This is a genomic window from uncultured Umboniibacter sp., from assembly GCF_947497555.1.
GTDB lineage: Bacteria > Pseudomonadota > Gammaproteobacteria > Pseudomonadales > DSM-25080 > Umboniibacter.
In genome coordinates this window covers 26,369-51,381 of record NZ_CANMGY010000008.1, presented here as the reverse complement: position 1 = coordinate 51,381, position 25,013 = coordinate 26,369, and the positions used below count along the sequence as shown (strand labels likewise).

The 25,013-nt window shown below is 48.7% G+C and carries 24 protein-coding genes; 13 read left to right on the top strand and 11 right to left on the bottom strand.

Annotated features, from left to right (window positions below; translation table 11 throughout):
- Positions 1-66: 66 nt before the first annotated feature.
- Complete coding sequence (hemJ, locus tag Q0698_RS10035) at positions 67-495, bottom strand: protoporphyrinogen oxidase HemJ (protein ID WP_298636366.1); 429 nt, start codon at positions 493-495, stop codon at positions 67-69.
- A gap of 2 nt (positions 496-497) precedes the next feature.
- Positions 498-2,168 (bottom strand): chloride channel protein, encoded by a 1,671-nt coding sequence (locus Q0698_RS10030; protein WP_298636365.1) that lies wholly within the window; start codon positions 2,166-2,168, stop codon positions 498-500.
- A gap of 120 nt (positions 2,169-2,288) precedes the next feature.
- On the opposite strand from Q0698_RS10030, the gene argC reads away from it, so the two are divergent.
- The 4 genes from argC to erpA all read left to right on the top strand — a co-directional run bounded on the left by argC (position 2,289) and on the right by erpA (position 4,884).
- Positions 2,289-3,317 (top strand): N-acetyl-gamma-glutamyl-phosphate reductase, encoded by a 1,029-nt coding sequence (argC, locus tag Q0698_RS10025; RefSeq protein WP_298636364.1) that lies wholly within the window; start codon positions 2,289-2,291, stop codon positions 3,315-3,317.
- A gap of 73 nt (positions 3,318-3,390) precedes the next feature.
- The gene (locus Q0698_RS10020; RefSeq protein WP_298636363.1) at positions 3,391-4,032 is read left to right on the top strand and encodes a DUF6776 family protein; all 642 of its coding nucleotides are present in this window, start codon (positions 3,391-3,393) and stop codon (positions 4,030-4,032) included.
- Positions 4,033-4,042: 10 nt separating this feature from the next.
- Positions 4,043-4,462, top strand: coding sequence for a polymer-forming cytoskeletal protein (locus Q0698_RS10015; protein ID WP_298636362.1), 420 nt, complete (start codon positions 4,043-4,045; stop codon positions 4,460-4,462).
- Between the two features lie 68 nt (positions 4,463-4,530).
- Entirely contained in the window at positions 4,531-4,884 is a 354-nt protein-coding gene (gene erpA, locus Q0698_RS10010) for an iron-sulfur cluster insertion protein ErpA (RefSeq protein WP_298636361.1), read from the top strand.
- 49 nt (positions 4,885-4,933) lie between these two features.
- Here erpA and Q0698_RS10005 read toward each other — a convergent pair whose 3' ends face one another.
- The gene (locus Q0698_RS10005; RefSeq protein ID WP_298636360.1) at positions 4,934-6,040 is read right to left on the bottom strand and encodes an anhydro-N-acetylmuramic acid kinase; all 1,107 of its coding nucleotides are present in this window, start codon (positions 6,038-6,040) and stop codon (positions 4,934-4,936) included.
- A complete protein-coding gene (locus Q0698_RS10000) occupies positions 6,037-7,557 on the bottom strand; it encodes a peptidoglycan DD-metalloendopeptidase family protein (RefSeq protein WP_298636358.1) in 1,521 nt (506 codons plus the stop codon). The genes Q0698_RS10005 and Q0698_RS10000 overlap by 4 nt, the downstream gene beginning before the upstream one ends.
- Before the next feature lie 134 nt (positions 7,558-7,691).
- Between Q0698_RS10000 and tyrS the strand changes: the two genes are divergently transcribed.
- Positions 7,692-9,002, top strand: coding sequence for a tyrosine--tRNA ligase (tyrS, locus tag Q0698_RS09995; RefSeq protein ID WP_298636357.1), 1,311 nt, complete (start codon positions 7,692-7,694; stop codon positions 9,000-9,002).
- Between the two features lie 108 nt (positions 9,003-9,110).
- Here the strand turns inward: tyrS and Q0698_RS09990 are convergent, their stop codons facing one another.
- Positions 9,111-10,787, bottom strand: a complete 1,677-nt coding sequence (locus Q0698_RS09990) for an NAD(P)/FAD-dependent oxidoreductase (protein ID WP_298636356.1) — start codon at positions 10,785-10,787, stop codon at positions 9,111-9,113.
- Positions 10,788-11,222: 435 nt separating this feature from the next.
- Between Q0698_RS09990 and pyk the strand changes: the two genes are divergently transcribed.
- Complete coding sequence (gene pyk / locus Q0698_RS09985; protein WP_298636354.1) at positions 11,223-12,650, top strand: pyruvate kinase; 1,428 nt, start codon at positions 11,223-11,225, stop codon at positions 12,648-12,650.
- 355 nt (positions 12,651-13,005) lie between these two features.
- The gene (locus Q0698_RS09980; protein WP_298636353.1) at positions 13,006-14,541 is read left to right on the top strand and encodes an MFS transporter; all 1,536 of its coding nucleotides are present in this window, start codon (positions 13,006-13,008) and stop codon (positions 14,539-14,541) included.
- A gap of 176 nt (positions 14,542-14,717) precedes the next feature.
- On the opposite strand, the gene Q0698_RS09975 is transcribed toward Q0698_RS09980, so the two are convergent.
- The 3 genes from Q0698_RS09975 to leuA form a co-directional block, all read right to left on the bottom strand.
- Positions 14,718-15,053, bottom strand: coding sequence for a hypothetical protein (locus Q0698_RS09975; protein WP_298636352.1), 336 nt, complete (start codon positions 15,051-15,053; stop codon positions 14,718-14,720).
- A 307-nt stretch (positions 15,054-15,360) separates the two neighbouring features.
- Positions 15,361-15,843, bottom strand: a complete 483-nt coding sequence (locus tag Q0698_RS09970; protein ID WP_298636351.1) for a flavin reductase family protein — start codon at positions 15,841-15,843, stop codon at positions 15,361-15,363.
- 99 nt (positions 15,844-15,942) lie between these two features.
- Positions 15,943-17,601, bottom strand: coding sequence for a 2-isopropylmalate synthase (leuA, locus tag Q0698_RS09965; protein WP_298636349.1), 1,659 nt, complete (start codon positions 17,599-17,601; stop codon positions 15,943-15,945).
- A gap of 140 nt (positions 17,602-17,741) precedes the next feature.
- On the opposite strand from leuA, the gene Q0698_RS09960 reads away from it, so the two are divergent.
- The 3 genes from Q0698_RS09960 to Q0698_RS09950 are packed head-to-tail and all read left to right on the top strand — an operon-like array spanning position 17,742 to position 19,005.
- Positions 17,742-18,218 (top strand): Lrp/AsnC family transcriptional regulator, encoded by a 477-nt coding sequence (locus Q0698_RS09960; RefSeq protein WP_298636346.1) that lies wholly within the window; start codon positions 17,742-17,744, stop codon positions 18,216-18,218.
- Positions 18,215-18,592 carry a cupin domain-containing protein gene (locus Q0698_RS09955; RefSeq protein ID WP_298636344.1) on the top strand — a complete coding sequence of 126 codons (378 nt, stop codon included), beginning with the start codon at positions 18,215-18,217 and terminating at the stop codon, positions 18,590-18,592. The genes Q0698_RS09960 and Q0698_RS09955 overlap by 4 nt, the downstream gene beginning before the upstream one ends.
- A complete protein-coding gene (locus tag Q0698_RS09950; protein ID WP_298636341.1) occupies positions 18,589-19,005 on the top strand; it encodes a DUF4399 domain-containing protein in 417 nt (138 codons plus the stop codon). Before Q0698_RS09955 ends, Q0698_RS09950 begins: the two co-directional genes overlap by 4 nt.
- A gap of 50 nt (positions 19,006-19,055) precedes the next feature.
- Here Q0698_RS09950 and Q0698_RS09945 read toward each other — a convergent pair whose 3' ends face one another.
- Positions 19,056-19,646, bottom strand: coding sequence for a transglycosylase SLT domain-containing protein (locus Q0698_RS09945; RefSeq protein WP_298636339.1), 591 nt, complete (start codon positions 19,644-19,646; stop codon positions 19,056-19,058).
- A gap of 115 nt (positions 19,647-19,761) precedes the next feature.
- Here Q0698_RS09945 and Q0698_RS09940 point away from each other — a divergent pair, with 115 nt between their 5' ends.
- The gene (locus tag Q0698_RS09940) at positions 19,762-20,109 is read left to right on the top strand and encodes an energy transducer TonB (RefSeq protein ID WP_298636336.1); all 348 of its coding nucleotides are present in this window, start codon (positions 19,762-19,764) and stop codon (positions 20,107-20,109) included.
- 26 nt (positions 20,110-20,135) lie between these two features.
- Here the strand turns inward: Q0698_RS09940 and Q0698_RS09935 are convergent, their stop codons facing one another.
- The gene (locus Q0698_RS09935; RefSeq protein ID WP_298636334.1) at positions 20,136-20,795 is read right to left on the bottom strand and encodes a nitroreductase; all 660 of its coding nucleotides are present in this window, start codon (positions 20,793-20,795) and stop codon (positions 20,136-20,138) included.
- Between the two features lie 261 nt (positions 20,796-21,056).
- On the opposite strand from Q0698_RS09935, the gene Q0698_RS09930 reads away from it, so the two are divergent.
- Positions 21,057-21,395, top strand: a complete 339-nt coding sequence (locus Q0698_RS09930; RefSeq protein ID WP_298636332.1) for an Hpt domain-containing protein — start codon at positions 21,057-21,059, stop codon at positions 21,393-21,395.
- An 81-nt stretch (positions 21,396-21,476) separates the two neighbouring features.
- Here Q0698_RS09930 and Q0698_RS09925 read toward each other — a convergent pair whose 3' ends face one another.
- On the bottom strand, positions 21,477-24,128 hold the full coding sequence (locus tag Q0698_RS09925) for an ATP-binding protein (RefSeq protein ID WP_298636330.1): 2,652 nt from the start codon (positions 24,126-24,128) through the stop codon (positions 21,477-21,479).
- 366 nt (positions 24,129-24,494) lie between these two features.
- Here Q0698_RS09925 and Q0698_RS09920 point away from each other — a divergent pair, with 366 nt between their 5' ends.
- Positions 24,495-24,983 (top strand): peptidylprolyl isomerase, encoded by a 489-nt coding sequence (locus Q0698_RS09920; protein WP_298636327.1) that lies wholly within the window; start codon positions 24,495-24,497, stop codon positions 24,981-24,983.
- Positions 24,984-25,013: the final 30 nt, after the last annotated feature.

Sequence of the window (25,013 nt, the reverse complement as noted above, 5' to 3'; positions counted from 1 at the left end):
AATTCGGGCTTTGCTAGCCGAGTTTATTGCTGCCGGTAACGATGAGCTTGACGAAAACAAAGCGACTTAAAATGGCTTCAACACGGCTAAGAATATAATGGCGATTAAAGCGATTACCGGTGCTTCATTGAAAAAGCGAAAGAACACATGGTTCCGTTGGTTGTTGTCAGCAGCGAATTGCTTGATGAAGTAACCACAGCTGAAGTGATAAATGACCAAGAGTGCAACGAATGTGAGTTTGGCATGAACCCACCCCTGCTGCAGCCAAGTGGGGTTGACCACTAACATCGCGACGCCGAACACCAGCGTTGCGATCATCGATGGGGTGCCGATACCACGATACAACTTGCGCTCCATGACCTTAAAGCGTTCTTTGCCCACTTGGTCTTCTGCTGCAGCGTGATAAACGAATAATCGTGGTAGGTAGAACAGCACGGCAAACCAACAAACCATGGCGATAAGGTGCAGAGCTTTATAACTTAAGTAGGCAGTCACGGCTATTCCTTAAATGTAGATTCGATTCCAGCTTTGGTGATGATGCCTAACACCTCGCCACGTAGCTTACCGTGTAGGCGGCGAACTAGGGCAATCTCGGCATCGTGCTTCTTCATCCCCTTAAGAATATCCCAGGCCGAAGCAGTAATGTTGGTATTCACACTATTTTGTTTCGGCAGGTCCGAGCTAAGGTCGGACTCCCCATCATGCTTTTCGAGTAGGGGCTCAAATAGATTACGGCGCATCACGTGGATAGGTTCACCGGCAAGGGTCAGCACAATCCACTTTGGCTTGGATTCAATGAACTGTTGCAGTAACGTCCTTGAATAACTCCGGTCGCGAAAACCCTCTAGGCGGATTGAGCTTATTTTACGAGACATCACTCGGCTGGCTGGAGTAGCAAGCGCCCACCTTCGCCACGGAGTTTGTTCCTTCGCGGGGCGTTCGAATACTCCGGGTTGTTTCAGTACTTCTCGACAGACAATATTTGCCACCACAATAGACGCCATGGTTGGCATTAATACGTCCGGAGCGTAGGTTAATTCGAGCACTGCGGTAAGGGCTGATAAGGGGGCATTGAGCACGGCGCTCATCACCGTACCCATAAAGATAATTACATAGCTCGAAACGGCGATGTCGGCACCGCCGCCACTTAACTGCTCGAGGATGCCACCAAGGCAGGCGCCAATAAATAAGGTCGAGGCGATGAGTCCACCGGGCATGCCTAAGCCAGTCACCAACGGGGTGAGCAGGAGTTTACCAAGCAATAGACCAACGAGTAGGGCAACCGGGAGGAAGCCATCTAGGTTAGCTTGTACTACATCATATCCGACGCCGGTGACCTGAGGGTAGAAGTAGACCACAGCAGCGGTGATCAGTCCTATAAAGGTGAACCGAGCAATGGGCGTATAGTGATGATACTCACGGGCACGGCGATGAATCGCGACAAATGCGGCGGAGATAATTCCGGCCACGATTGCTCCGAGGAGCAACCACAGGGTGTCATCCATTTCTACGCTGGTAAGCACCGGAACGAGAAAAGCAGGGTCGTCACCGTAAACTAATCGAGACAGTGCCGTGGCGGAGGTGGCTGCCACAATGATGGGGAACAGACCAGCGGCCGTATATTCCATGAGGATGACTTCCATTGCGAAGATGACTCCCGCAATGGGGGTGTTGAACGAAGCGCCGATAGCAGCGGCGACCCCACAGCCGGCAAGCAGTCGAAGCTGCGGTGACGATAGCATCAACCACCTACCAATCCCTGCGCTGGTGGCCGCACCTAGATGCACGGCCGGACCCTCGCGGCCAACAGCTTGGCCGCTAGCGATGGCAGCTGCGCCGCCGAATAGCTGCACAAAGGTATTCCGCCAACTGAAGACGCCACCACGATGGGCGAGCGTTTCAAGCACGTAACCCACACTCACCTTTTGCGCATCTTTAGGTACGAAGTGGAACACGATACCAATCAAAATGGCGCCGATTAGCGGAATCAACGCGGCTATCTCACGGCTATACTGCGCAAAGTGAGTATCGGTGTTGTTGCTCACGGCAAGGGAATAGTCAACTAAACTACGAAAGGCTATGATAATAGCGGCGGAGGCGATACCACTGATGAGGCCCAAGATTAAAAGCTGAGGCCACGACTGAACATCTCGTAAACGAGCACTCATTCGTGTGAAAAAGCTTAAAATATTAGCGGTGCTCACGTTATGATGGTACTCATAAAAGTTAATCTTCCCTAATTATAAAGGGTAAGGTTCAAATAAGAAGCGAAATATTTAGAGGTTGCTGTGCTTAAAGTTGGAATTGTAGGGGCTACTGGATACACCGGTGCTGAATTATTAAGAATTCTATCAAATCATGACGGAGTCCAAGTTGTTCTTATTACGTCTCGTGCTGAGCAAGGTAAGCCTGTAGCAGAGCTTTATCCAAATCTGCGTCATCACTGTGATCTCGTTTTTGAAGAGCCTTCGGCGGAAAAAATTAGCCTGCTAGATGTTGTGTTCTTCGCTACGCCACACGGTGTCGCGCAGTCGATGATGACCGATATCGCCAAGCATGATGTCGTAGTGATCGATCTCTCTGCAGACTTTCGTATTCGCGATCAAGCAGTTTGGGAAGAATGGTATCAGCAGCCTCACGGCGCCCCAGCGTTGATTAAAGAGGCCGTTTATGGACTCCCGGAGTTCAACCGCCGAGACCTTCGAACGGCTGATATTATTGCTTGTCCGGGCTGCTATCCAACGTCCGTGCAATTGGGCCTCAAACCGCTTCTCGAGCAAGGTGCTATTGAGTTAGACAACATTATTGTTAACGCAGCTTCGGGCGTCACCGGCGCTGGGCGTAGCGCGAAAATTGCTAATCTGTTTACTGAAGTTCATGATTCATTCAAGGCCTACGGTAGTACTGGGCATCGCCATCTTCCTGAGATTAAGCAGGGTTTATCCGATATGGCGGGCGAATTTGTTGATCTGACTTTCGTGCCTCATTTATTGCCTATGGCACGCGGTATACACTCCACTATGTATGTTCGCCTTACCCGCCAGATTGATATTCAAAAGGTGTTTGAGGAAGCGTACTTAGATGAGCCGTTTGTTGATATTCTCCCGGCTGGTAGCCATCCTGAGACGCGCTCGGTAAAGGGTACAAACACCTGCCGAATTGCAGTAAATAGAGCGCCTGAGGGTAATACGCTTGTGGTGATGTCCGTGATTGATAATTTGTGTAAGGGCGCTGCCGGCCAGGCCATTCAGTGTATGAATATTCGTTTCGGTTTACCTGAGAATGAAGGGCTGGAAGCTGCAGCTCTCATGCCTTAGGCTGAATCAAGTGATTAAACGTAATAGAAAACCATTCAAACCATTAGTTGCGGCGCGCTCTCTAAAAGTCGAAGTGAGTCGATATCTTGTTTACTTAGTCATTATCTCGGCCTGTTTGATGCTCGCCTTCGTGATCGGATACCAGTCTGCGGGCGCCGAGTTGAGAATGTCTGAACAGCGAGAAACTGATTTAGTCATGACCGTGGAACAGCAAAGCGCTAAGTTGCAGGTTGCTCAGGAGCGAGCTGCCGCAGCGGGTTTAGCCCGATCGGTGGCTGAGTCCGCCAATCAGCAATCTCGCGATGAGATGGTTAAACTGCAGGCTGAGGTTGCTGAGTTATCGCAATTGGTCAATTATTATCGCAGTCTAATGGATTCCAGTAGCAACGCTGGAGTAAGCTTTGGTAACACCGAACTCAGGCCAGCGCTCAATGGCTCTTGGACGTTATCGGCGATGGTCCACCAAGTTGCCACTCAGCATCAAGTGGTTCGCGGCGAGCTGGTCGCTCATCTAGTGACCCGTAACGAAGCGGGGCTTTATGAACGAGCCGAGATTGGTAGGGTTAACCTGAGTTTTCGATATTTTCAACGATATATCACGGAAATTCAGCTACCAGATGGTATGGTAGCGACAGAAGTAGAATTAAGCTTGATGGTCCGCGGCGAAGAGCCAAAATTGCTCTCCGTTGAATGGCCTGTAGTCATCGAGGAATAAAATAATGAGAATGAGAAAACAAAAAACTGCATCGCACATTACCTTAATTGCGCAGGGGACTGAGATTAAGGGTGATATCGAATTTTCAGGGGCAGTACAAATTGAAGGGAAGGTGAAGGGCAGTCTTCGTGCCACGAATGCTGATAACGCTTCCGTAATGATTGTCCAAGGCGCTGAAGTGGTGGGTGATATCACCGCACCGGAAGTGATGATTAACGGTCAAGTACGTGGTGATGTTTATGCTTCGATTCGCGTAGAGCTCGCTCCGGACGCTCGCATCGAAGGTGACGTGCGCTACCGTATGCTCGAAATGCTAGGTGGCGCTCAAATTAACGGCGCACTTATTCACGAAGAGCACCAAGGACAGCTTCCTGCTCCTGCTGCAAAGGGTAACGATGACGCCGAAAAGGACGACACGATAGCGGAATAAACTTAGTTGACTAAAATACTAGGTTATGTCCATAATCGCCGTCCCAGAAACCTGTTGAGAGACGATGTATGTCTGTTGCTGAAACCTTTGAACCCACACCACTCATTGTTACGGATAACACCGTTGCTAAAGTGCGTGAGCTTGTTGAAGAAGAGGGTAATCCCGATTTAAAACTACGGGTTTTCGTAACGGGTGGAGGTTGCTCCGGTTTCCAATATGGCTTTTCCTTTGATGAAGCCGTGGAAGAGGATGACACGCCTATTGAAGTGGGTGGTGTCACCGTGGTCTTAGATGCTATGTCTTACCCCTACTTGGTCGGCTCGATTGTTGACTATGAAGAGGGGCTTCAAGGGTCGCGTTTCACCGTAAATAATCCATTGGCAACCGCGACCTGCGGCTGTGGTGCAAGCTTCTCGATCTGAGGCGTTTAGTCAGCGCGGCGCAGTCCCGTCCAAGCCATTTCAGCGCAAGTTAGCCCTGGGAGACCGGGTAGATACCACCCAGAATAACGGCTCTTTCAGCGCCGGTAACACTCGGACAGTTGCCGGGTAAGTAATCGAGGCACCGTTCGGCCAACCACGCAAAAACTAGTGCTTCCATGAAGTCTGGGTCAATGTCTATTTGCTGCGTATCACGGATGACAGCAGTACAGCCCATGCTAATCAGTGCCCGCTGCAAACTGTTCATCAATGTTACGTTTTTCACGCCACCACCAAATACCCAAATATCTTGAATTTCAGCTTGCGCTACTATTTCTCTGGCGATGCTCTGTGCGGTTAATTCGGTGGCCGTTGCGACGGCATCTTCGGGGCTTATTTTACCGCAATGGGCGTCGAACCAAGCTAGGTTGAAATACTCTGGACCGGTGCTTTTGGGGGCTGTCTGCTGAAAGAATGGGTCGCTGAGCATATTGCTGAGTGCCGCAGCTTGAACTGATCCCCGTTGGGCAATGTCACCATTGAGATCATAGTCACAATTAAAGTCCCGCTGGCAGAGATGATTTATGAGGATATTGGCCGGGCCGGTATCATAACCCATTAGCTCACCGCCGCGGTTTCGATAGGCGATATTGGCGATGCCACCAAGGTTTAGTGTTAACCAGCTATTACCTGCGAATAACTCACCATGGAATGCCGGCACTAGCGGAGCACCCTGGCCCTTGGCGGCAATATCCCGGCTTCTGAAATCAGCGACTACGGTGATATGAGTTAATTCTGATAGGGTACTCGGGCAGCCTATTTGGACGCTAAATGGGGTATCCGCATTCGGGCAGTGACGAATGGTTTGTCCGTGACTGCCAATGGCGGTTATGTCTCTCGCCGAGAGCTGCATTTCGCTGAGTAATTGATCAATACACCCGGCGGCAAAGTTGCTCCAATGGATGGCTACTTGCGCCATAGATTCAAGGTTATTGTCCTGAGCCTTTGCTAAGGCCGAAAGCCTCGTCACTAAGGCTGACGGAAATGTGAACGTGCGAGCGCCTTCGATCGCCCAGGATGAGGGCTCTTCGAAAGTGGCGCAGACCACATCGAGTCCATCCAGGCTAGTGCCTGACATGAGCCCAATGAAGCGCTTCACTGAGCTACCGCAACCTGTGGCTCAGCCGAAGCACCATCCTGAAGCATCGCGAGTAAGCCAGCCGTTTGTAATCTGAAACGTTCAAATTCATCGGCACTAATGGGTTCGGCTTCAGGTAAATCAACCGTGACGGGATTACGGACCACGCCATTGACATAGAATTCGTAGTGCAGATGAGGCCCGCTGGCCAACCCTGACATGCCTACATAGCCAATCACCTGTCCCTGGCGCACACGCGAACCCTCGCGAATACCTCGCGCAAAGCGGCGTTGGTGGGCGTAAAGCGTTTTGTAGGTCTCGCCATGCTGAATAATAATCACATTACCCCAGCCGCCTTTTACTCCGGCAAAGGTAACGCGGCCGTCACCGGCAGCGCGAATAGGTGTGCCACTATTGGCAGCATAGTCCACGCCCTTGTGTGCTCGGATAGTATGTAATATGGGATGGCGGCGACTTAGGTTGAAATGCGAACTAATCCGGCGAAAATCGACCGGTGTCCGCAGGAACGCCTTGCGCATGCTGCGGCCATCCGGCGCGTGATAGGCCGTATCACCATCAGTATCCGTATAGCGCACCGCCTGCAGGTGGCGACTACGATTATCAAAACTTGCCGCCACAATATCGCCATCGCCAATGAACTCATCATTCAGATAGAGCTTCTCGTAGACGACTTTGAACTGGTCGTTCTCCCGGATATCCAGTGCGAAATCGATATCCCAACCGAAAATGTTGGCCAGCTCCATAGTGAGTCGATCAGATATTCCTACCCGCGTTGCTGCGAGGAATAGTGAATCATTGATGGTTGCGCTGGCGGTCTCGTAACGAATATCGGGCTGAAGGGTAACGAGCTCAACATCATAGCTTTCTATATCGGACGGGCTGACGGTGGCCATTAGGTAATTTAACTGGTCATATACCAGTTTGAGTTGGATGACCTGACCATCTTGAATGTCGAACCAGAGTTCTTGACCTACGTTTAGATCGGTAAACTGATCGATCTCGCCACCTTGATTTGTGAATAGGTAAACATCCCGATCGGAGAGATTTGCTCGGTAAAAGAGTTTGGAGAGATTGTCGCCCTCTTCAACGGCAAACCGCTGCCATAAATCGGGCTCAGGCTCGGTTTTCGGGGAGCTAGCTGTACCGTCGTGGGTATCGCCATGGTGCTGCGCAGCGCCTGCAAGGTTCTCGGAGAGCGAGTCGCCTTCATCATTATCGCGGCCAGCGGGTGATTCGCCATTAGCTGAACCCGGCTGTATAACAATGGTACGCATGGATTCGGCATCATCTTCATTCGGTGGCGAACTAGGCCAGTTAAACAGTAGTCCCACAACCACTAAGCAACTGAAGATAATCCAAAATCGCTTTGGGTCAAGACGGTAAGCTGCTTGGATACGCTGCCAATAAATCGTGGTGAAAGCGTGCTTCGCGCGCGCAAGAAGTGACGGACCATTGTGGCTTGCTTTGGTACGTTGTTTATTGCGAACAGCCTGCGGACGGCGCTTCTTGTTAGTCATGTTTGCCTCAGATACATCTTTTTCTAACCGTTTATATCAAAACTTAGCGTGTAACCCTAGTAATGGGTTGTAATTAAATACACATACGGTATGTTTGCAAGCTTGAAATTGAACGATTAGGTAACACAATCCCCATGTCAAATCCAACAAATGCTCTCTTAGCCGATTTAGCAGCTCGCGGTCTCCTTAATCAGATGACCGGCGACGACGCCCTGCATGAACATCTTAGCACTGGGACGCGCGCGCTGTATTGTGGCTTTGATCCAACAGCAGACTCACTACATATTGGTAGCTTAGTACCGCTGTTAACATTGAAGCGCTTCCAAGAAGCCGGTCATAAACCTATTGCACTAGTTGGTGGCGCCACGGGTCTAATTGGCGATCCAAGCTTCAAAGCTCAGGAACGTCAACTTAACACCGCAGACGTTGTCTCTCAATGGGTTGATAGACTCAAAGCTCAGGTTTCTCAATTTATTGATTTTGACGCCGGTGATAAAGCAGCGCTAGTCGTGAATAATCTTGATTGGACCAAGGACCTTAACGTTTTGGATTTTCTCCGAGATGTGGGTAAGCACTTTTCAGTCAACAACATGATTAACAAAGAGTCGGTAAAGCAGCGCATCGAGCGAGAAGGCTCAGGTATTTCATTTACCGAATTTACCTACATGTTACTCCAATCCTTTGATTTTGCAGAACTATACCAGCGTCACGATTGCACGCTGCAAATTGGCGGTTCCGATCAGTGGGGCAACATTACTGGTGGCATTGATCTAACTCGCCGAATGCACCGCGGCTCAGTGTTTGGCCTAACTCTACCGTTAGTCACCAAGTCAGATGGTACTAAATTTGGTAAGACCGAGTCGGGTACTATTTGGCTAGATGCTAAGAAGACTTCACCCTATGCGTTCTACCAATTTTGGTTGAATACTGCGGATGCGGACGTCTATAAGTTCCTCAAGTACTTCACGTTCTTGAGTGTTGCCGATATTGACGCGATTGAAGCGGAAGATCAGGCTCGCCAGGGACGTCCTGAGGCGCAATCAGTGTTGGCGCGTGAAGTGACTAAGTTAGTTCATGGCGAAGATGCCTTAGAAGCGGCGCTCCGTATTACTGAGGCACTCTTCAGCGGTGACTTAAGCAGTCTTGATGCCTCGGATTTCGAGCAGCTAAGCCAAGATGGCTTACCGTCGTCTGAGTTGACGGCTGCAAGCTTTGCAGATCAAAGTCTGATTGCGTTGCTGGTTGATGCAGGAATGGCGAATTCAGGTAAGCAGGTTAAGGATGCGCTGGGTCGCGCGGCGGTGATCGTGAACGGTGTAGCGGTGGAGCAGAGTGCGAACGGCGAGCCTGCGTCGGTGCTTAACCGTGAAGCGGCATTGCACGGTAAGTTCCTGATGGTGAAGTTAGGTAAGAAAAAGCACCATCTATTTGTCCTTGCCGATTAAGGCATTAACTAGTTGCTTTGCACTGGGCGATGAACGCCGATGCTGAATGAGCTACAGAAACAAAAAAGGGAAGGCTAATAGCCTTCCCTTTTTACGTATAGTGGATAATTACTTGTTGGTTTGCGCGATAAAGTTCGCCACCCGCTCGCCAGAAATAATACCACCTTCCATGAAGCCCCAGGTTTCACGATCTGTGCCTTCTCCGGCAAACATCAAGTTACCTTCATCTTCGAAGAGCGCACCCCACCAAGAGGTGTAGTGGCCAATGCGAGGAGAGGTGAAAGAACCACCCACTAGCGGGTAATCATACCAGTTCGAGACAATCGCATTTCCTGTGAACGCATTTTGTGCACCCGGCCAGATTTGCTCGAAGTCGTTAAGCACGCGATTCACATCCTGACTACCTGCAGTGCCGAAATACTCGCTACCGCCAAGGTTTTTACCGCGGACACCGCCGGTATAGTTAACTAGGATACCCTTTTCGCTATCGCTAGCGGGGTTGCCCTCCCAGGTGGTTACGAATTCGTCAGGGTCGGAGTAAGAAACTGCCGACTGATGAACTTCTTTGCCGTTGATTGTTTGTGTTTGGTTGAAGATCTTGCTGTTAAACTCAACATGGATCTTACCGTTGTCGCCACCGGCAATGTTCTGTAGCGCCTCAACACGCTTTGGATGCATGCCTGCAAGAATACGAGGATCCCATTCAACGTCACGGTTCTTCCAGGTCGGAAGTGCCATCACAAGGCGATCACAATTCACGACACTGCCATCTTCAAAGGTCAGTGAGTAAGGGCCTTGTGCTTCGCCACTCACCGCCACAAGTTTCTTGCCCGTGTGAATGTGGTCATGACCAATCTGATCGGCCATCTTTTGAATGACCGCGTTATTACCACCCACAATATGGAAGCGTTCATCGGTACCCGCCAATGGAAGACCGCCCGAGCCACGGTTGGTCCAACCTAAGGTGTAAATGAGGTTGAGTGCCGGACAGTCGTCTTTCAGGCCATACTCAGAAACTACGTTGGTCATCATTAACTGATGTGCCCAGTGATTACTGCTGAGGCCAGCATCGTTCAGATATTGCTCGGTACTCATCCAGTCGAATTTTTGGTGAGCCGCGGTGTTGATGTCCCAGGTTGGCTGCCACGGAGCTGCTTGCTGGTCGCGCTTAAATAGCTCATAAAGACCACCCTGCCATTCGCGATCTAGGTCATGCTCGTTGTACAACTTACCATTGATAAGGTAAGTCTCTTCCATTCCATCTGGAAGTTTATTCACGTCTTCCAAGCCGATGCTTAGCGTGTTGCAGAGATTACGAAGCGCTGTATGTTCAGTGGAAACTAATTCGCCGCCCCACTCAATAACTCGTCCATCAAAGGCGGTAGAGCTAGAGTACATCCGTCCACCTAAGCGCTCGCTGCCCTCATAAAGATCAGCATCAATATTGTATTGGCGCAGGCGATGGGCTGCACGAACACCGGCTGCACCGGCGCCGATAATGACAATCTTTGGCTGTTTCTTATTTGGGCGATTACCGTTATTGATCACATTCGCCATCGCTGGAGTCGCTGAAGTCGCGGCGACTGCACCGGCCGCTAAACCGGCTTGTTGAAGAAATTTCCGTCTTTCGCTCTGTTCGGTAGACTGCTGATGAAGTTGTGCTTGAACTTCCTTATCCTTTGCCAGGATATCTGAACTGTCTTTGCCGGTCCGCTCAGCCTCGATATGCGCAGCATGAACGCGTTGAAGCATTCGAGCTAGGGGATTGCGACTAATTTTTCTCATGGACTCTCTCTCCTTGTAATTAGCGATTTTTAACTATCGCCTTCTTGGGTTCGAATAATGGAATGTGATCAAATCTAGATGTCTATAGTTGCGTATTCAATCATTTATTTGACCCTGAATATCAAATGAGACGCAGTTCACACTTGTGGTAAATCGTTAAAAATCTTCTTGTTTGATGAGTGGACGGGCTTACGACATTTTCGGCCATCACAAATGATCTATTCTCGATACTTGAAACTAGCGGAAAGTGATACTGATAAGGTCATGAGATACGTTGAATTGTTTATTTCCTTTACTACTTTTATTTTTCTTGTAAAAAAATTACAATGAATTCAAATATTAAGTGGTTTTAGCACTTTAGATGCTAGAGATAGCATTTTTGTTAGTGTTTTCAATCAAATACTCTGTAATTTTATTACTTTTAAGGCTTTCTTAATGCGAAATACCAAAATTGTAGCCACGCTAGGCCCTGCAACAACAGACTTCGAAACGTTAAAAGATCTCATTGCGGCCGGTGCCAACGTAGTGCGTTTAAACTTCTCTCACGGCGATCCAGCAGATCATGAGGATCGTGTTACGAAGGTTCGCAAGGCGTCGGCAGAGTTGGGTGTACACGTAGCGATTTTAGGTGACTTACAAGGGCCAAAGATTCGTATCGCTCGTTTCGCTGAAGGTTCAGTGGTGCTGGAAGAAGGTGCCGAATTCTCGCTTCGTACCGATATGGATAAAACCGCCGGTGATAAGCATGCCGTTGCGGTAGATTACGAAGCCTTAATTACCGATTGTGATCCGGGTGATCGCCTGCTGTTAGACGATGGTCGAGTTGTTCTTATCGTTAAGGAGAAGCTGACTACGGAACTCAAGTGTGAAGTCGTGGTAGCGGGTAAGCTTTCAAATAACAAAGGTATCAACAAAGAAGGCGGCGGTCTTTCGGCGGCGGCACTTACCGAGAAGGATTATGCAGACATTGAATTGGCCGCATCACTAGATGTTGATTATCTTGCGGTATCGTTCCCGCGAACGGGAGCAGATCTTGAGGAAGCCCGCCAACGCATGAATGCGGCCGGTGGTAATGCGCTTATTGTCGCTAAGATTGAGCGTGCTGAAGTAGTCGCTACGCCCGAAGCAATGACTGATGTGATTTCCGCTTCAGATGTCGTGATGGTTGCCCGCGGTGATCTTGCCGTAGAAATTGGCGATGCTGCACTGCCGGGTGCCCAGAAGAAGATCATTGAACGGTCTCGAAAACTTGGCGTTCCGGTGATCACAGCAACTCAGATGATGGAGTCGATGATGGATGCACCAGCGCCAACGCGTGCTGAAGTCCTTGATGTGGCTAACGCAGTATTAGATGGTACCGATGCGGTAATGCTATCGGGCGAAACTGCCGCGGGTCGTTATCCGGTAGAAACCGTTACGGCCATGGCGGCGGTTATCGAAGGTACGGAGGCCTACGAACCACAGGCTGTTCGCGATGAGGCCCTACAACAGGACTCTGGCCAGGTAGATGAGGCCATTGCGAATGCGGCCATGTACACCGCTCGTCATATGGGAACCATCAAGGTGGTTGCTAATATGACGGAATCTGGACACACCGCATCCTTGATGTCTCGTGTGACGGGCGCGTTACCTATTGTGGCATTCTGTCGACGCAAGCGTGTTGCCAACCGTCTAGCGCTGTTACGTAACGTGACTCCAGTGCTTATTAGTGCCGATGAAATGGTCTCTGATACTCGCGCTGAGATGGTGACCCATGCGCTGAATCAGCGTGGTTGGGTTCAGCCGGGGGAACAGTTCATTCTGACCTATGGAAGCGTTAATCGCCCGGGCGGAACTAACAATATGAAGATCATTACAGTGTAATTGATTCATTAAGAGCTCATGATGTAAGTACTTGCTTACAGTGAGCTATCCTTATTAAGCGGTTTGTTGATGTAGGCGTGTTAATTGTGCTGAGCCTCAAACCGCTTTTTTTTATGGGTTTAAGGCCCTGAATAGCTATTTAAAAACAATTGTCATCCACCGAAACTTTTCCTCACGCTTCCTTCGTTATACAGAAATATTCAGTGTTAACTGCAGCAACTACCTTTGATCCTTAAAATGTGGTCGGGTAGAACTCGCTACAAAGATTACTGCTTTTTTACTGGCGGGCATCGGGTTAGTATCGCTGGGTATTTTTAATTATAACGATAAGTACTTTTTTAGGTACGGAGAGATTATGTCGAACGACAATTCACGATTAAATGATGCCGTTAGTGCGGCACGTGATGTTAAGCAGTTAGGGCTGTTTGCATCAATAGCATCACTTAGCTACGTATTTTGGGTAGTGGGCGGAATGGAGCTGGTAGAACGATTGGCCTACTATGGGGTTCGTTCCACGGCACCGATTTACGCCACCACCGCTGAATCAGAAGGCGGTTTGGGTATTACCATGACGGCACTCGGGTCTATCTTTGTCGTGTGGTCAATTATTCAGTCATTGATCCCAGTTTTAACGGGCGGTTTATCTGATCGCTACGGTTACAAAGAAACTATCTTCGTCTCAACCATTCTAAAGATGTTGGGCTACGTGATAATGGCGCTTTTCCCAACCTATTGGGGCTTCTTCGCGGGTGCAGTGATGTTGGCGCTGGGAACGGGTGTGTTTAAACCCGGGATTCAGGGCACACTGGTGATGTCGACCAATCGAGAAAATTCCTCAATGGCCTGGGGGATCTTCTATCAAACGGTAAATATCGGTGGAGCCTTGGCTCCTATCGTAGCCGGTGCGTTGCGCCAGCTTGATTGGCAATTTGTCTTTTTGGCCTGTACCGCGATTATTGCCTGTAATTTGCTCCTGTTACTAACGTATCAGGAAGTGGGTAAAGAGGAACGTCTCGCGCGTAAAGCCGCTGCCGTTGAACAAACAAGCCTAGTGAAAGAGTCATTAAAGGAGTTGGCAAACCCACCCTTAATGATGTATCTCATCGTGTTCTCGGGCTTTTGGTTCATGTTCATGTCTCTGTTCGATGTATTACCTGTTCACATTGCGGAATGGGTAGATACCTCAACCATTGTGAGTGCCATTTGGTCCGACGGCTCCACGCCTGGTCCTATTGCAACGAAACTCATGGTGCTGGATAACGACGGTACTCGAGTGCTCCCAGAAGGTTTGGTGAACATCAATGCGATGCTGATCATGACAGTCTGTTTCCTATTCGCCTGGATCTCCTCGAAATTTAAGGCCATCAGCGCAATTACCTTAGGCACCATTATGAGTTCCGGCGCATTACTGGCCATCGGCGGCTTTAACTATGCTTGGTTTGTGGCGCTAGCCATCACCACTTTCAGTATTGGTGAAATGTTATCTAGCCCTAAGTTCTCCGAGTATCTTGGGAATATGGCTCCTCGCGGCAAAAAAGCAATGTACCTAGGTTTCTCTCAGTTCCCACTGTTCATTGGTTGGACTCTGGAAAGCTGGTTGGGCCCGTGGATGTACGATCGCTGGGCGTCAAAGGACAATATCTCTCGCGATTATCTATTGAATCACGGTGTCAGTACCGCTGAGGTGGATGCGATTCCTATTGGCGAAGCATTCTATCGTTTAGTGGATTTCACCGGAATGGAATCATTGGCGGCGCAGCAGATGCTTTATGAGGCAAATGATATCGGTTTAGTTTGGTACATCATGGGCACAGTCGGGCTGATTTCGGCATTCGGAATGTTCCTTTATGGTCGTTGGATGATGCGCTTGCAGGCTTCAATCGGCGAATAAAGACTTATTTAGCAAAATGAAGAGAGAGCCGCATTTCGATGCGGCTTTTTTGTGCGCACGCTGGGGATACTAATTAAAAAAGCGCCCCAAAATGGGGCGCAGGTGTGATATCTCCGTGGGGAGGAGATAAAAAGTGGAGTTTAGCGAGGTTTTGGGGGGGGCCTCGCTAAGCTCGCTTAAGCTTTCTCGCTGAAAACATTCACAATCAACCAGATGATACCTATGACCAACAGAGCCGGCAGTATCGCCGGTAATAGGGCAACTGACGCTGCAATCAAGATCGAGAAGATTACGATGACGGCGACACTTCCCAACACGATAGCTAGGAATATGCCTACGCCAATAACGATCGCCAGAGCAAAAATTACCGCGATGGCAGCAACGAACGGTTCTAGCGCGCCGAAGTTCCCAGACATACCCGATAGGTGAATATGGCTGGTACCGATATTGCTTACCGCAACGAGTGCGCTGACGACAAATAGGACCATCAGAATCCATTTTAATGCGTTCATTATTTTGTCCTTTATGAGGCTCCTTTTCTATTTGACGTCACTTAGAACGGTTTGGATGCAGTTAAGTTCAAAGAAATTTCAGCACGTCAGTATTGAGGTATAAATCTGTATTCTGGGGGCACAGTAATGTGCAAATAAATCGGGCATCGGGCGTCGGCCAAAAAGTTTTAAAATCGGAGCGTTACCTAGAACGGGACAGTTCCAGGTCTGTGAATGAAGGGCTTGCGGTGTTCTACCTTGGCGCCATTGAAGCGCTTAGCGACAAGCGCCAAAGTCAATAAGGGTAAAAATAAGAAAGAGACGCTGATTACTCGCCAAGCTGTCCGAAGTCGCCACGATGGAATGTAAGGGTAGCGCTGGGCTTAACCTCAACCTTTTCAATTTCAGATACGAGGATGACGTGATCGCCGCCATCATAGTGGTTGTAGGCTTTACATTGAAAACGCGCGACAAAGTCCTTGAGCATGGGAATGCCGTGCTGGTTGAGCTCAGTATCCGTCGCGCCAAATTTATCGGCGCCAGGCGTCGCAAAGGTTAAGCATAGCTCTTTTTGCTCGGCGTTAAGTACATGGATGACGGTATGCGAGGCTTCGTTAAATGATTCGAAGGCATGCGCTTCTCTACCAACACTCCAAAGTACCAGTGCAGGATCCAAAGAAACACTGTTAAAGCTAGAAACTGTCATGCCAATGGGCTGTTGAGCTGCGTCGAGCGCGGTCACAATTGTTACGCCAGTGGGGAATTGGCCCAAAGCCTCGCGCAGAAGTTGACTGTCAATTGTGCTGCTCATGTTTTCTCCGTTATTGCCGCGTTAATGAGAGCGGCCGTTAAAATCCCGCGCAGTATACCACGTGCGAATTAAATGGCGATGGCTCCGTGGGGCTTGCAGCTACGCAATAGCCGTAGCGTGATGAGCAACCGCCGCAATAAGGGCTTGGAATCCTGCGCCCATGACATCTTGGCTTCTGCCGATGCCGATGTGACTCGCACCATCAATCTCAGCTTCCACGTAACAAATCGCCTCGGCACTCGCCGCGGACTGAAGCGCATGCTCGTGGTACTGTTTGATGTTAATTTCGCAGCTGAGCGAGTGGCTGAGCGCTAAGCAAAGCGCCTCTAGCGCGCCACCACCGGTCGCTTGGATCGCCAGGGGTTCATCGTGTATTTTAAGCAGCGCATCAATGGCGGTCTGCTCATCAGCATTCTTAATGTTGTAACTGGTGATTTGATAGCTCGGAAGGGAGCCAAAATGTTGCCACAATAATTCGTAAAGTAATTCTGCGGAAACCTCTCGGCCCGATTGGTCGGTCACCCGCTGCACAACTTGGCTAAACTTAATCTGTAGCCAACGAGGTAACTTAACACCAAACTCGCGCTCCAAGAGATAGGCGATACCGCCTTTTCCGGATTGGCTATTTACGCGAATAACGGCTTCGTAGTCGCGCCCTAAATCGGCCGGGTCAATGGGGAGGTAAGCGATGTCCCAGGGTTGGTCATCCTGCTGAATTGCTAAGCACTTTTTAATCGCGTCCTGGTGGCTGCCGGAGAATGCGGTATAGACCAAATCTCCAACCCATGGGTGACGTGGGTGGCGAGGTAACTGGGTACAGCGTTCGAACACTTCAAGATGTTGCTCAATGTTGCCTAAGTCGAGCTCAGGATCAATGCCCTGGCTATATAGGTTCATTGCAAGCGTAATGATATCCATGTTTCCGGTACGTTCCCCGTTACCTAGGATCGTTCCCTCTATTCGGTCAGCGCCAGCGAGAAGTGCCATTTCAGATGCGGCGACGGCACAACCACGGTCATTGTGTGTGTGAACACTGAGCTTTACCGCGTCTCTCTGGCTCAAGTGGCGCGAGGCATATTCAATTTGATCAGCGAAGACGTTCGGCGTATTCGTCTCCACCGTCGCTGGAAGATTGATAATGCATGGTTGCTCAATGGTGGGCTGCCAGATATTAATCACGTGATTACATACGGTTACCGCGAAGTCGACCTCTGTGCCAGTAAAACTCTCTGGGCTATATTGGAATTGCCATTCGGTGTGCGGGTAGCCTGCCGCGCCTTCCATGACCCACTTCGCGCCTTGTTCGGCTATCTCAATAATACCTTCTTTATCCAGTTTGAAGACTTTCTCTCGCTGGACGATAGAGGTGGAATTATAGACATGGATAATTGCCTTGGTGACGCCACTAAGCGCTTCATAGGTCTTATCGATAAGGTGCTTTCGCGCCTGAACTAATACCTGAATAGTCACATCTGAAGGAATGCGGCCTTCGTCAATCAGCCTGCGGCAAAATTCGAATTCGGTCTGAGACGCTGACGGGAAGCCAATTTCAATCTGCTTGAATCCCAGCTCAACTAGGCTGCTAAACATCTCCAATTTCTGTTCAACGGACATTGGCTCAATCAGTGCCTGGTTACCATCTCGTAGGTCAACGCTACACCAAATTGGGGCGTGACTTAGATCCGCGTCCGGCCACTGACGATCAGCGAGTTTAAACGTTGGCATAGGGCGGTACTTTTGGTGATTGAAGCCTGACATCGGAAATGGTCCATTTACTGTTTGAAAGATAATCAAATTATAGCTCAATACTGAAAGTGAGCGAATCGCCTATTTTAAATAATTTTGCTAATATTTAGCTAATTAAATTAATAAATTACTTTTTGTTAGGTTTTTTCACTATGGATAGAGTAGATAAGAAGATACTTTCAATTCTTCAGTCAGATGGCTCCATCACCAATATTGATTTGGCTGAGCGAGTGGGCTTATCGCCGACTCCCTGCGCCAGACGAGTTAAACAGCTTGAAGAGGCAGGTTATATTTCCAACTGTGTGATGCTATTGGATCGTAAAAAACTGGGGCTCGGCTTAACCGCGTATTTGCATGTTGTCCTGGAACGGCACACTCGCGATCACTTCGAGCGTTTTGAAGCGGCGTTGCGTCAATTTGATGAGGTCGTGGAGTGCGCCATGATTACTGGCCAGGATGCGGACTATCTATTGAAGGTGGTGGTCCCCGATTTAGACTATTATCAACACTTTCTATTACATCATTTAACGGAGCTTGAGGGGGTTAAGGGCGTGCAGAGTTCCTTTGTTTTGCAGACGCCGATAGCAACGACTCAATTACCGCTGAAGCACCTGGGAGATGAGCTATGAGCGATCGAAGTTGGATCCAAACTACATCGCCAAGCGAGTACTTTTTCAAAGAAGGTTGTTTTATCACCGAGTTGCTCAATGACCCTAGAGACCCGATGCTGTCGATTGCGCAGGCAAGAGTCGAACCGGGTACAGCCACTCGCTGGCATCGTCTTCGTGAGACCACCGAACGCTATTTTATTTTGGCGGGGGAAGGGCTGGTGGAAGTTGGCGATCAGCCTGCTCAACAGGTGGTCGCTGGAGCAATGGTTATCATCGCTGCAGGCGATCGTCAACGGATTACCAATACGGGTTCCGAAGATCTAATTTTTAATGCGGTGTGTACACCGCGTTTTAAGGTAGAAAACTACATTGATTGTGAGGATGAAAAATGAATAAGCGAATTGTAAAACTTGGTCTCGTGCTGTCTTTATTACTATCAAGCAGTGCCTTCGCGACAAGCCCGTCGGCCGAAGATGTCGAGCTCTATATCGTCACGCCAGCGGATAGCGCAACGGTCACTTCCCCAGTTAAAATTGTCTTCGGTTTAAGTGGTATGGGTGTTGCTCCTGCCGGTGTTAAACGTGAAAATACTGGACACCATCACCTACTCATCGATCAAGATGAGCTACCCGAGCCAGGGAAGCCCATGGGCGGCAATGTTCGTCATTTTGGCGGTGGTCAAACCGAGGTTGAGTTAACCTTGGAGCCTGGCGAGCACACGCTTCAGCTCATCTTAGGCGATCATTTCCATATACCCCATGAGCCAATGGTGGTCTCAGAGAAGATTACGATTATCGTGGAGTAAACTCGGACGAGATCTGCTGAGCACGACGTCATATTGAGGTGTGACTTGGTCTAGAACCAGCTATCGAGGTCATCTTTACAATCTCGATACTGGGCGCTATAGCTTTTTGCTCGGTCGTCGACACGTCTCGCGGTGTTCAGCAGCCATGTCTTACTTTGGTAAGAGCCGCGACTAAAACCGCCCCTTCCCTCGTGATAGGCTAAGTATTGGTTGTAGGCATCCCACTTTGAAACGCCGGTGATTCGTTGGGTTTTATTAACGTACCACGCAACGAAATCGATGGCGTCCTCAAAGTCATCTCTGTCTGCTCCCCAGTTACCTGTCTCACGGATATATTCATCCCAGGTTTCATCTTTTGCCTGAGGGTAGCCATAGGCCGAACTGGCTCGACCATAGGGAATAAACAGGAAGTAGCGCATTGGCGGTTGGGCATCGTGACGAAACGAACTCTCTTGATAGATAATGGACATGGGTACTTGAATGGGCGTACCCCAGCGATCTTCGGCTTCCAGTGCTGCATCATACCAATCTGAGCGTTGCTCGAAGATACTGCACATATTGTTTAGGTTATTGGGACGTGTTGTGGCACAGCCGGTAATGAGTGCGCTCAATGAAATCCCAATTAACAATTTACGAAGCATCTAAACACCTTTTATTATTATCGTTAGTAGTTAATTATGATACATGACCATGACAGAAAGGGAATGGCTATGGTACAACTGCGAAAACAATTTATCTCATCGCTTAGGAGCCTTCGTGATTAGACTCACCTTCATCCTCACTATCGCTTTGTTCTTTGCATTTAGCCCAATTAACTCAGACGCTTTAGATCGAGAACAACCTGCGCCCGTTGTGCGCATACTGCCTCAATATCCTGCTAATGGCTTAGGGAGAGAAGGCGAGGTAGAACTGGCATTCACCATCAATGAAGAGGGCCGTGCCGTTGATATCAAAGTAGTAGCTGCAGACCCTGAAGGCGTTTTTGAGCAAGCCGCGATGGATGCTTTAAAGCAATGGTTGTACCGGCCCATTGAGCTTGCCGGTAAACCGATTGCTGTAACGGGTGTTCACGAGCGCTTCCGCTTTCTACCACCCACCACGTAGCGTTGCTTAATTTCTAGGGTTTTTAATTACTCTCTAAACACCACGGAGCCGGCTATATCTTCTCGGCTAATTCGCGTTCTGTTTGCTGCGACAGTCGTGTCCTCGTAGCCAAATGATAGCCCCATTAAAATGTTGATATTGTCTCCAAGACCGAAAAAGTCCCTGACGATATCGGGATACTGACGCAGTGCGCCCTGAGCACAGCTGGCCAAACCCTCTGATGTCAGCGCTAACATCAAGGTTTGAGCGTACATGCCAACATCTAATGCGACACTAGCGCCAAATTTCGCATCCATACCAATGAACAGCACGTGGGGTGCATCGAAGAATTCAAAGTTTCGTAGTGTGGCAGCATCACGCGCGGCCTTATCACCCCGAGCGATCCCCATTTCCTTGTAGAGTTCAATCGCGCAGTCAATTTGACGCTGTCGATAAGGTTCTGGAAAGGGGCGGGGGCTGGGGTAGTCTGGATTTGGTTGAGAGTTTTTAGCTGCCTTGAGATAGGCCGCTTTTAATGTCTGTAGGCTTTGTCCCGACGCCACATAAACATACCAAGGTTGAATGTTGCAGTTGCTGGGCGCCAAATTAGCCAGCGTTAGAATGCGCGTTAACGTTTCCTGAGGAATCATTTTGGGTAAGTAACCACGCACACTTCGGCGCGTCTTCACCACATCTTGGAAGTTCATTGGTGACCTCGAAATTATCGTGTTGGTAAGTTCCTACTATAAGACGCCTGATGGTAAAACCCCAGTGTTTCGAGTGATCTCATTGTTCTAAACATCGGCGAATCTGAATTTCTAATCAGTCGATGACTCGGGATTTTTTCGTGGTCATGGTTACTGAATTGAAACAGATTGACGAAGCAATAGACTAGCTAGGTCACTCAGCAAAGCCTAGATTGAAAGCTATAATCCGATTAAGACTAACTGAAATAGGATGCAGTTCTAATGTCAGTGATTGATCAAGCTCATGCGCTATCACTATTAAATGGGCATGAGATTATCTACAAAAAGATTCTTCAAAAATTCGTCGATTCGGTTGAGGGCGGGAGTTATCGCTTCACCGCTCACGACGTCAATAGTGACTTCGAGACCGTTGCCAGAATTATCCACTCAGTCAAAGGGGTAGCAGAGAATGTGGGTGCTATGAAGCTGAAGGAATTAGCCGTACTGTTGGACCAACAGGCTAGGGATGGACGTGTAAACGACATTATTTGCGGTATCGATAGCTACAATGAGACGCTGTCAGAAGCCTGCAATGCAATTCGTCAAATTCTGTCATGCTAAGTGTAATATCTATCACGATTTGCTTTAGTGATACGAGTAATAAAGCCCGTCCGCACGGAGCGGTAGCTGCCTTGACCGCTTCTACGAAATAATGGTTAGAATTTTTCTTATCAAGACCTCAATCTCATACGGCTTGTGAACAATGGCATCCATACCAGCGTCAAGGCAGGCCGTCACATCATCCTCCAAGACACTTGCAGTGAGCGCGACAATCGGAACGGGTTCGCGGTTCAACGTTTTTTCCTTAGCTCTGATACCTTGAGTACATTGAAAGCCATCCATTACCGGCATCATGCAATCCATTAGCACAATATCAAAAGGAGAGCCCTGGGTAATGGCTTTAACCCACTCACTAATGCCTATTTCGCCGTCATCGGCGAGAATGACCTCAAAGCCATGCTCTTCAAGCCCTAGTTGGGCCACCATTTGGTTGACTGGGTTATCCTCTACTACGAGCACTCTCAAGCCGTCCCCCCGAACGTCAAGCTGAAAGGAATCACCACACTGAGTACTAAAATTAATTAAATGTTGTGCTAGGGTCTTACCGCGAATTGGTAGCTTGTAAACCGAGCCAATCTCGGTTTCATCTAGCACCCGGTCGTTAATCACTAGGCATGAGTCCCTAACGATCACTGCTCGGTGAGTGAGTTTTCGATGCGATAAAATTTGCAGTAAAGCGATCAGATGCTCGGAGTTTTCCGGCTGAGCTACAACGATAGCATTCTCGGGAACCTCGTCATCGCCCAGCTTCTTCAGTTTAGGGAAAAAGTAATGCAAACTCTGCCAGGTTGATCTTGCTGAGTGGTTATCTCGCGCTAACCAGTAAACTGGAAGATCCTTTAACTGTGAATTATCAAATGTGTCGGCGCTGCCTGAAATAGGAATGGAAACCGTAAAGGTGGAGCCCTTTTCTGACTCACTCACTACGGTTATATCACCGCCCATCAAGCGCGCAAGCTGTCGAGAAATTGCTAATCCTAAACCCGTACCATGGAAATCTCGTGCAATATAATCATCAGCCTGTTTGAAAGGCTCGAAGATTTTCTCAGTAGCTTGCTCATTAATACCAATTCCCGTGTCCTTGATATGACAGTAGAGCCATTGATGCTCCGGTTGCTCATAAGGGGGGTACTCAATGATTAATGAGACGGTGCCATGGTCAGTGAATTTGACGGCATTCCCCAAAAGGTTGAGTAAGATTTGTTTTAAACGGTGATCATCTAAGATTAGCGTTGATGGAAGATCATCAGGTGCTTGGAACTCAAACTGATTAGAATTTTGCTGCAATTCCGGTATGACAATGGCGGTGATGTCGGTAAAGAGCTGCCAGATATCGCAGTCGACTGGCAAAATCGTTAGGGATTTAGCTTCAATCTTGGAGATATCTAGAACATCATTAATGAGATTTAGTAGATGCTTGGATGACGTCAGGATAGTGCTCAAGTGCGCGGCTTGAGCGGAACTTAGGTCTGAGCGGCGAAGAATATCGCTCATACCGATAATCCCATTCAGGGGGGTACGAATTTCGTGCGACATTTTTGCGAGAAACAAACTTTTTGCCGTATTCGCTTTATCGGCTTCGTTCTTAGCCTCTAAAACGTTATCGCGCTCTTCACGGATTACGTGTTGATTGCGGGTCCGAGCTTCAATTAGCGTATTGATTGTTTGTCCGAATTCAGCAAACTCATCATTACCTGGAATATCAACGCGCTGCGAAAAATCTCTTTTCGCTTCTACTGTTTCTAAACATCTAGCTACTGTGTTGATCGTCTGAAGGACCCTGCGTGATACAAGAACGCCCAAGCTCACTGTCGTGAGTACGATAAGAATCATCAATATTAAGTTTAAATAAGCGTCAATGAGTAGCTCGTTAGATCGCAAGCTAGCATCATCAATAATGCCATCTTTGGATGTTTTGATTAACGCTTCAATGAGGAGACTTCGTGCCGTGAGCTGAGCTATATCTGCATCAGAGAGGTTCATCTGGCCGCCATTTGCGTTGCTCGCTAACTGGCGTAACTCAATTGCATGAAGGAATTCGGGTGTCTGAGTGATGTCTAGCAGAGTACGCTTGTCTTCTTCGCGCGCGGACAGGGTTAGATATCGCCGCATTGCAATGGATTGTTGAATATCATTGAGTGTTAGTGACTTGCTAATTGCAATGCTGGGCCATTCAGAATAACTACTAATCAGCAATGATTCTAAGGACACTCTTGTGCCCAAGCTAAAGAGCTGTGAAAAAGCGTCTGTCTCCCTCCCAGATTGATCGTCAGCAATATCTGCTACGAGGGATTGCGCGAGGTTGTCGCCGTTTTCAATTTCGGCTCGTACTCGTATAGTAAGCTCTTCGCCACTCAACTCCTGGGTCATTACGATCGAAGCCAGGTTATTGAGGCTTTCCAGCCAAACGGTGAATTCCTGTTGTAGCTCCGGGGTCATACCCGCAGAAGTGATGTCAGCTATCAACTCGTTGCTGGTGCTCAATGGGTTGGCTAGGGCAATGGTATCTTCCTGAGAGCCTGTGATAGCCATAATGCCAAGTGCCTCGAGTTTGGAAATTTGCGCGCCAATTACCGAGTATGATTCATAGGTGGTAGCTAGATTTTTTATTTCCTGAGAACGAACTAGATTCTGCATCACCGAGTTAGCAAGGAATAAAAGCAATACGACCAGCGGAATTCCCACCGCTAGCGTTAATTGCCAGCGAAATCGCAAATAATAAAATTTATTCATTTTGGCGTTAAACTCACTTCGATTTTCTCCATCCTATACACGGACTCTAGACGAAATTCATGAGGTTTACGGAATCAATTGCGTGAGATTACGACGCGACGTTTGGGATTCGATAACTGTCTCGTTAAATGGCGTATTTTGGGCGATTAGCGGCTGGTTTAGCGCCCGAGTCCATGATCAAAATGATCGTTTTTGGATGGCAACTACGCCTAGTGGTTGATCGGCGATAAGCCATTCCCAAGGCGAGCTATAGGGTCGTTCTTTTTGATGAACTCGTTTCGAGGCCTCAAGATGTACGCATAGAGTTGCTCAAATCTCACTGCCCCATCATAATGCAAGTTAATTCGCATTTTTTAAGGATGTACTATGAAAATCTCCAAGGATTCTGTTGTTAGCTTCCACTACACGGCTAGTGAAGCTGGAGCTCAATTAGAAACGTCTCGAGAGACTGACCCAATACTTTATCTCCATGGTCACAACGGTATGTTCGATGGTATTGAAAAGTTGCTGGATGGGCAGGAAAAAGGTGCCAAGATCACCGCTGAATTACCGCCGGCAGAGACGTATGGTGACCGTGTGGAGGGGCAGACTCTTCGCGTGCCACTCAAGCACATTCAAGGAGCTAAGAAAAAGAAGCCAAAGGTTGGCGACACCGTAGCAGTAAATACCGCCAATGGTGTTAGCGAGATGGTCGTACTTAAGGTAGGGTTGAAGAATGTGGATGTTGATGCAAATCATCCGTTTGCGGGTAAGACCTTAACCTTTGATTTGGAGGTTATGGATGTTCGTGAAGCTTCGGCTGATGAACTCGCGCACGGTCATGCTCACGGTGTGGGCGGTCATCAGCACGACTAAGCAACGTTAACGAAGCAGAGTCCGGTACCA

Coding starts and splice junctions, on each gene's coding strand:
- Q0698_RS09955 (WP_298636344.1), top strand. CDS start 18,215: ATGAGCGATCGAAGTTGGATCCAAACTACATCGCCAAGCGAGTACTTT.
- Q0698_RS10015 (WP_298636362.1), top strand. CDS start 4,043: ATGAGAAAACAAAAAACTGCATCGCACATTACCTTAATTGCGCAGGGG.
- Q0698_RS09990 (WP_298636356.1), bottom strand. CDS start 10,787: ATGAGAAAAATTAGTCGCAATCCCCTAGCTCGAATGCTTCAACGCGTT.
- Q0698_RS09975 (WP_298636352.1), bottom strand. CDS start 15,053: ATGAACGCATTAAAATGGATTCTGATGGTCCTATTTGTCGTCAGCGCA.
- Q0698_RS09980 (WP_298636353.1), top strand. CDS start 13,006: ATGTCGAACGACAATTCACGATTAAATGATGCCGTTAGTGCGGCACGT.
- Q0698_RS09950 (WP_298636341.1), top strand. CDS start 18,589: ATGAATAAGCGAATTGTAAAACTTGGTCTCGTGCTGTCTTTATTACTA.
- Q0698_RS09935 (WP_298636334.1), bottom strand. CDS start 20,795: ATGAACTTCCAAGATGTGGTGAAGACGCGCCGAAGTGTGCGTGGTTAC.
- pyk (WP_298636354.1), top strand. CDS start 11,223: ATGCGAAATACCAAAATTGTAGCCACGCTAGGCCCTGCAACAACAGAC.
- tyrS (WP_298636357.1), top strand. CDS start 7,692: ATGTCAAATCCAACAAATGCTCTCTTAGCCGATTTAGCAGCTCGCGGT.
- Q0698_RS10030 (WP_298636365.1), bottom strand. CDS start 2,168: ATGAGTGCTCGTTTACGAGATGTTCAGTCGTGGCCTCAGCTTTTAATC.
- Q0698_RS09970 (WP_298636351.1), bottom strand. CDS start 15,843: ATGAGCAGCACAATTGACAGTCAACTTCTGCGCGAGGCTTTGGGCCAA.
- Q0698_RS10000 (WP_298636358.1), bottom strand. CDS start 7,557: ATGACTAACAAGAAGCGCCGTCCGCAGGCTGTTCGCAATAAACAACGT.
- Q0698_RS09930 (WP_298636332.1), top strand. CDS start 21,057: ATGTCAGTGATTGATCAAGCTCATGCGCTATCACTATTAAATGGGCAT.
- Q0698_RS09925 (WP_298636330.1), bottom strand. CDS start 24,128: ATGAATAAATTTTATTATTTGCGATTTCGCTGGCAATTAACGCTAGCG.
- Q0698_RS09960 (WP_298636346.1), top strand. CDS start 17,742: ATGGATAGAGTAGATAAGAAGATACTTTCAATTCTTCAGTCAGATGGC.
- Q0698_RS09920 (WP_298636327.1), top strand. CDS start 24,495: ATGAAAATCTCCAAGGATTCTGTTGTTAGCTTCCACTACACGGCTAGT.
- erpA (WP_298636361.1), top strand. CDS start 4,531: ATGTCTGTTGCTGAAACCTTTGAACCCACACCACTCATTGTTACGGAT.
- leuA (WP_298636349.1), bottom strand. CDS start 17,601: ATGTCAGGCTTCAATCACCAAAAGTACCGCCCTATGCCAACGTTTAAA.
- Q0698_RS09945 (WP_298636339.1), bottom strand. CDS start 19,646: ATGCTTCGTAAATTGTTAATTGGGATTTCATTGAGCGCACTCATTACC.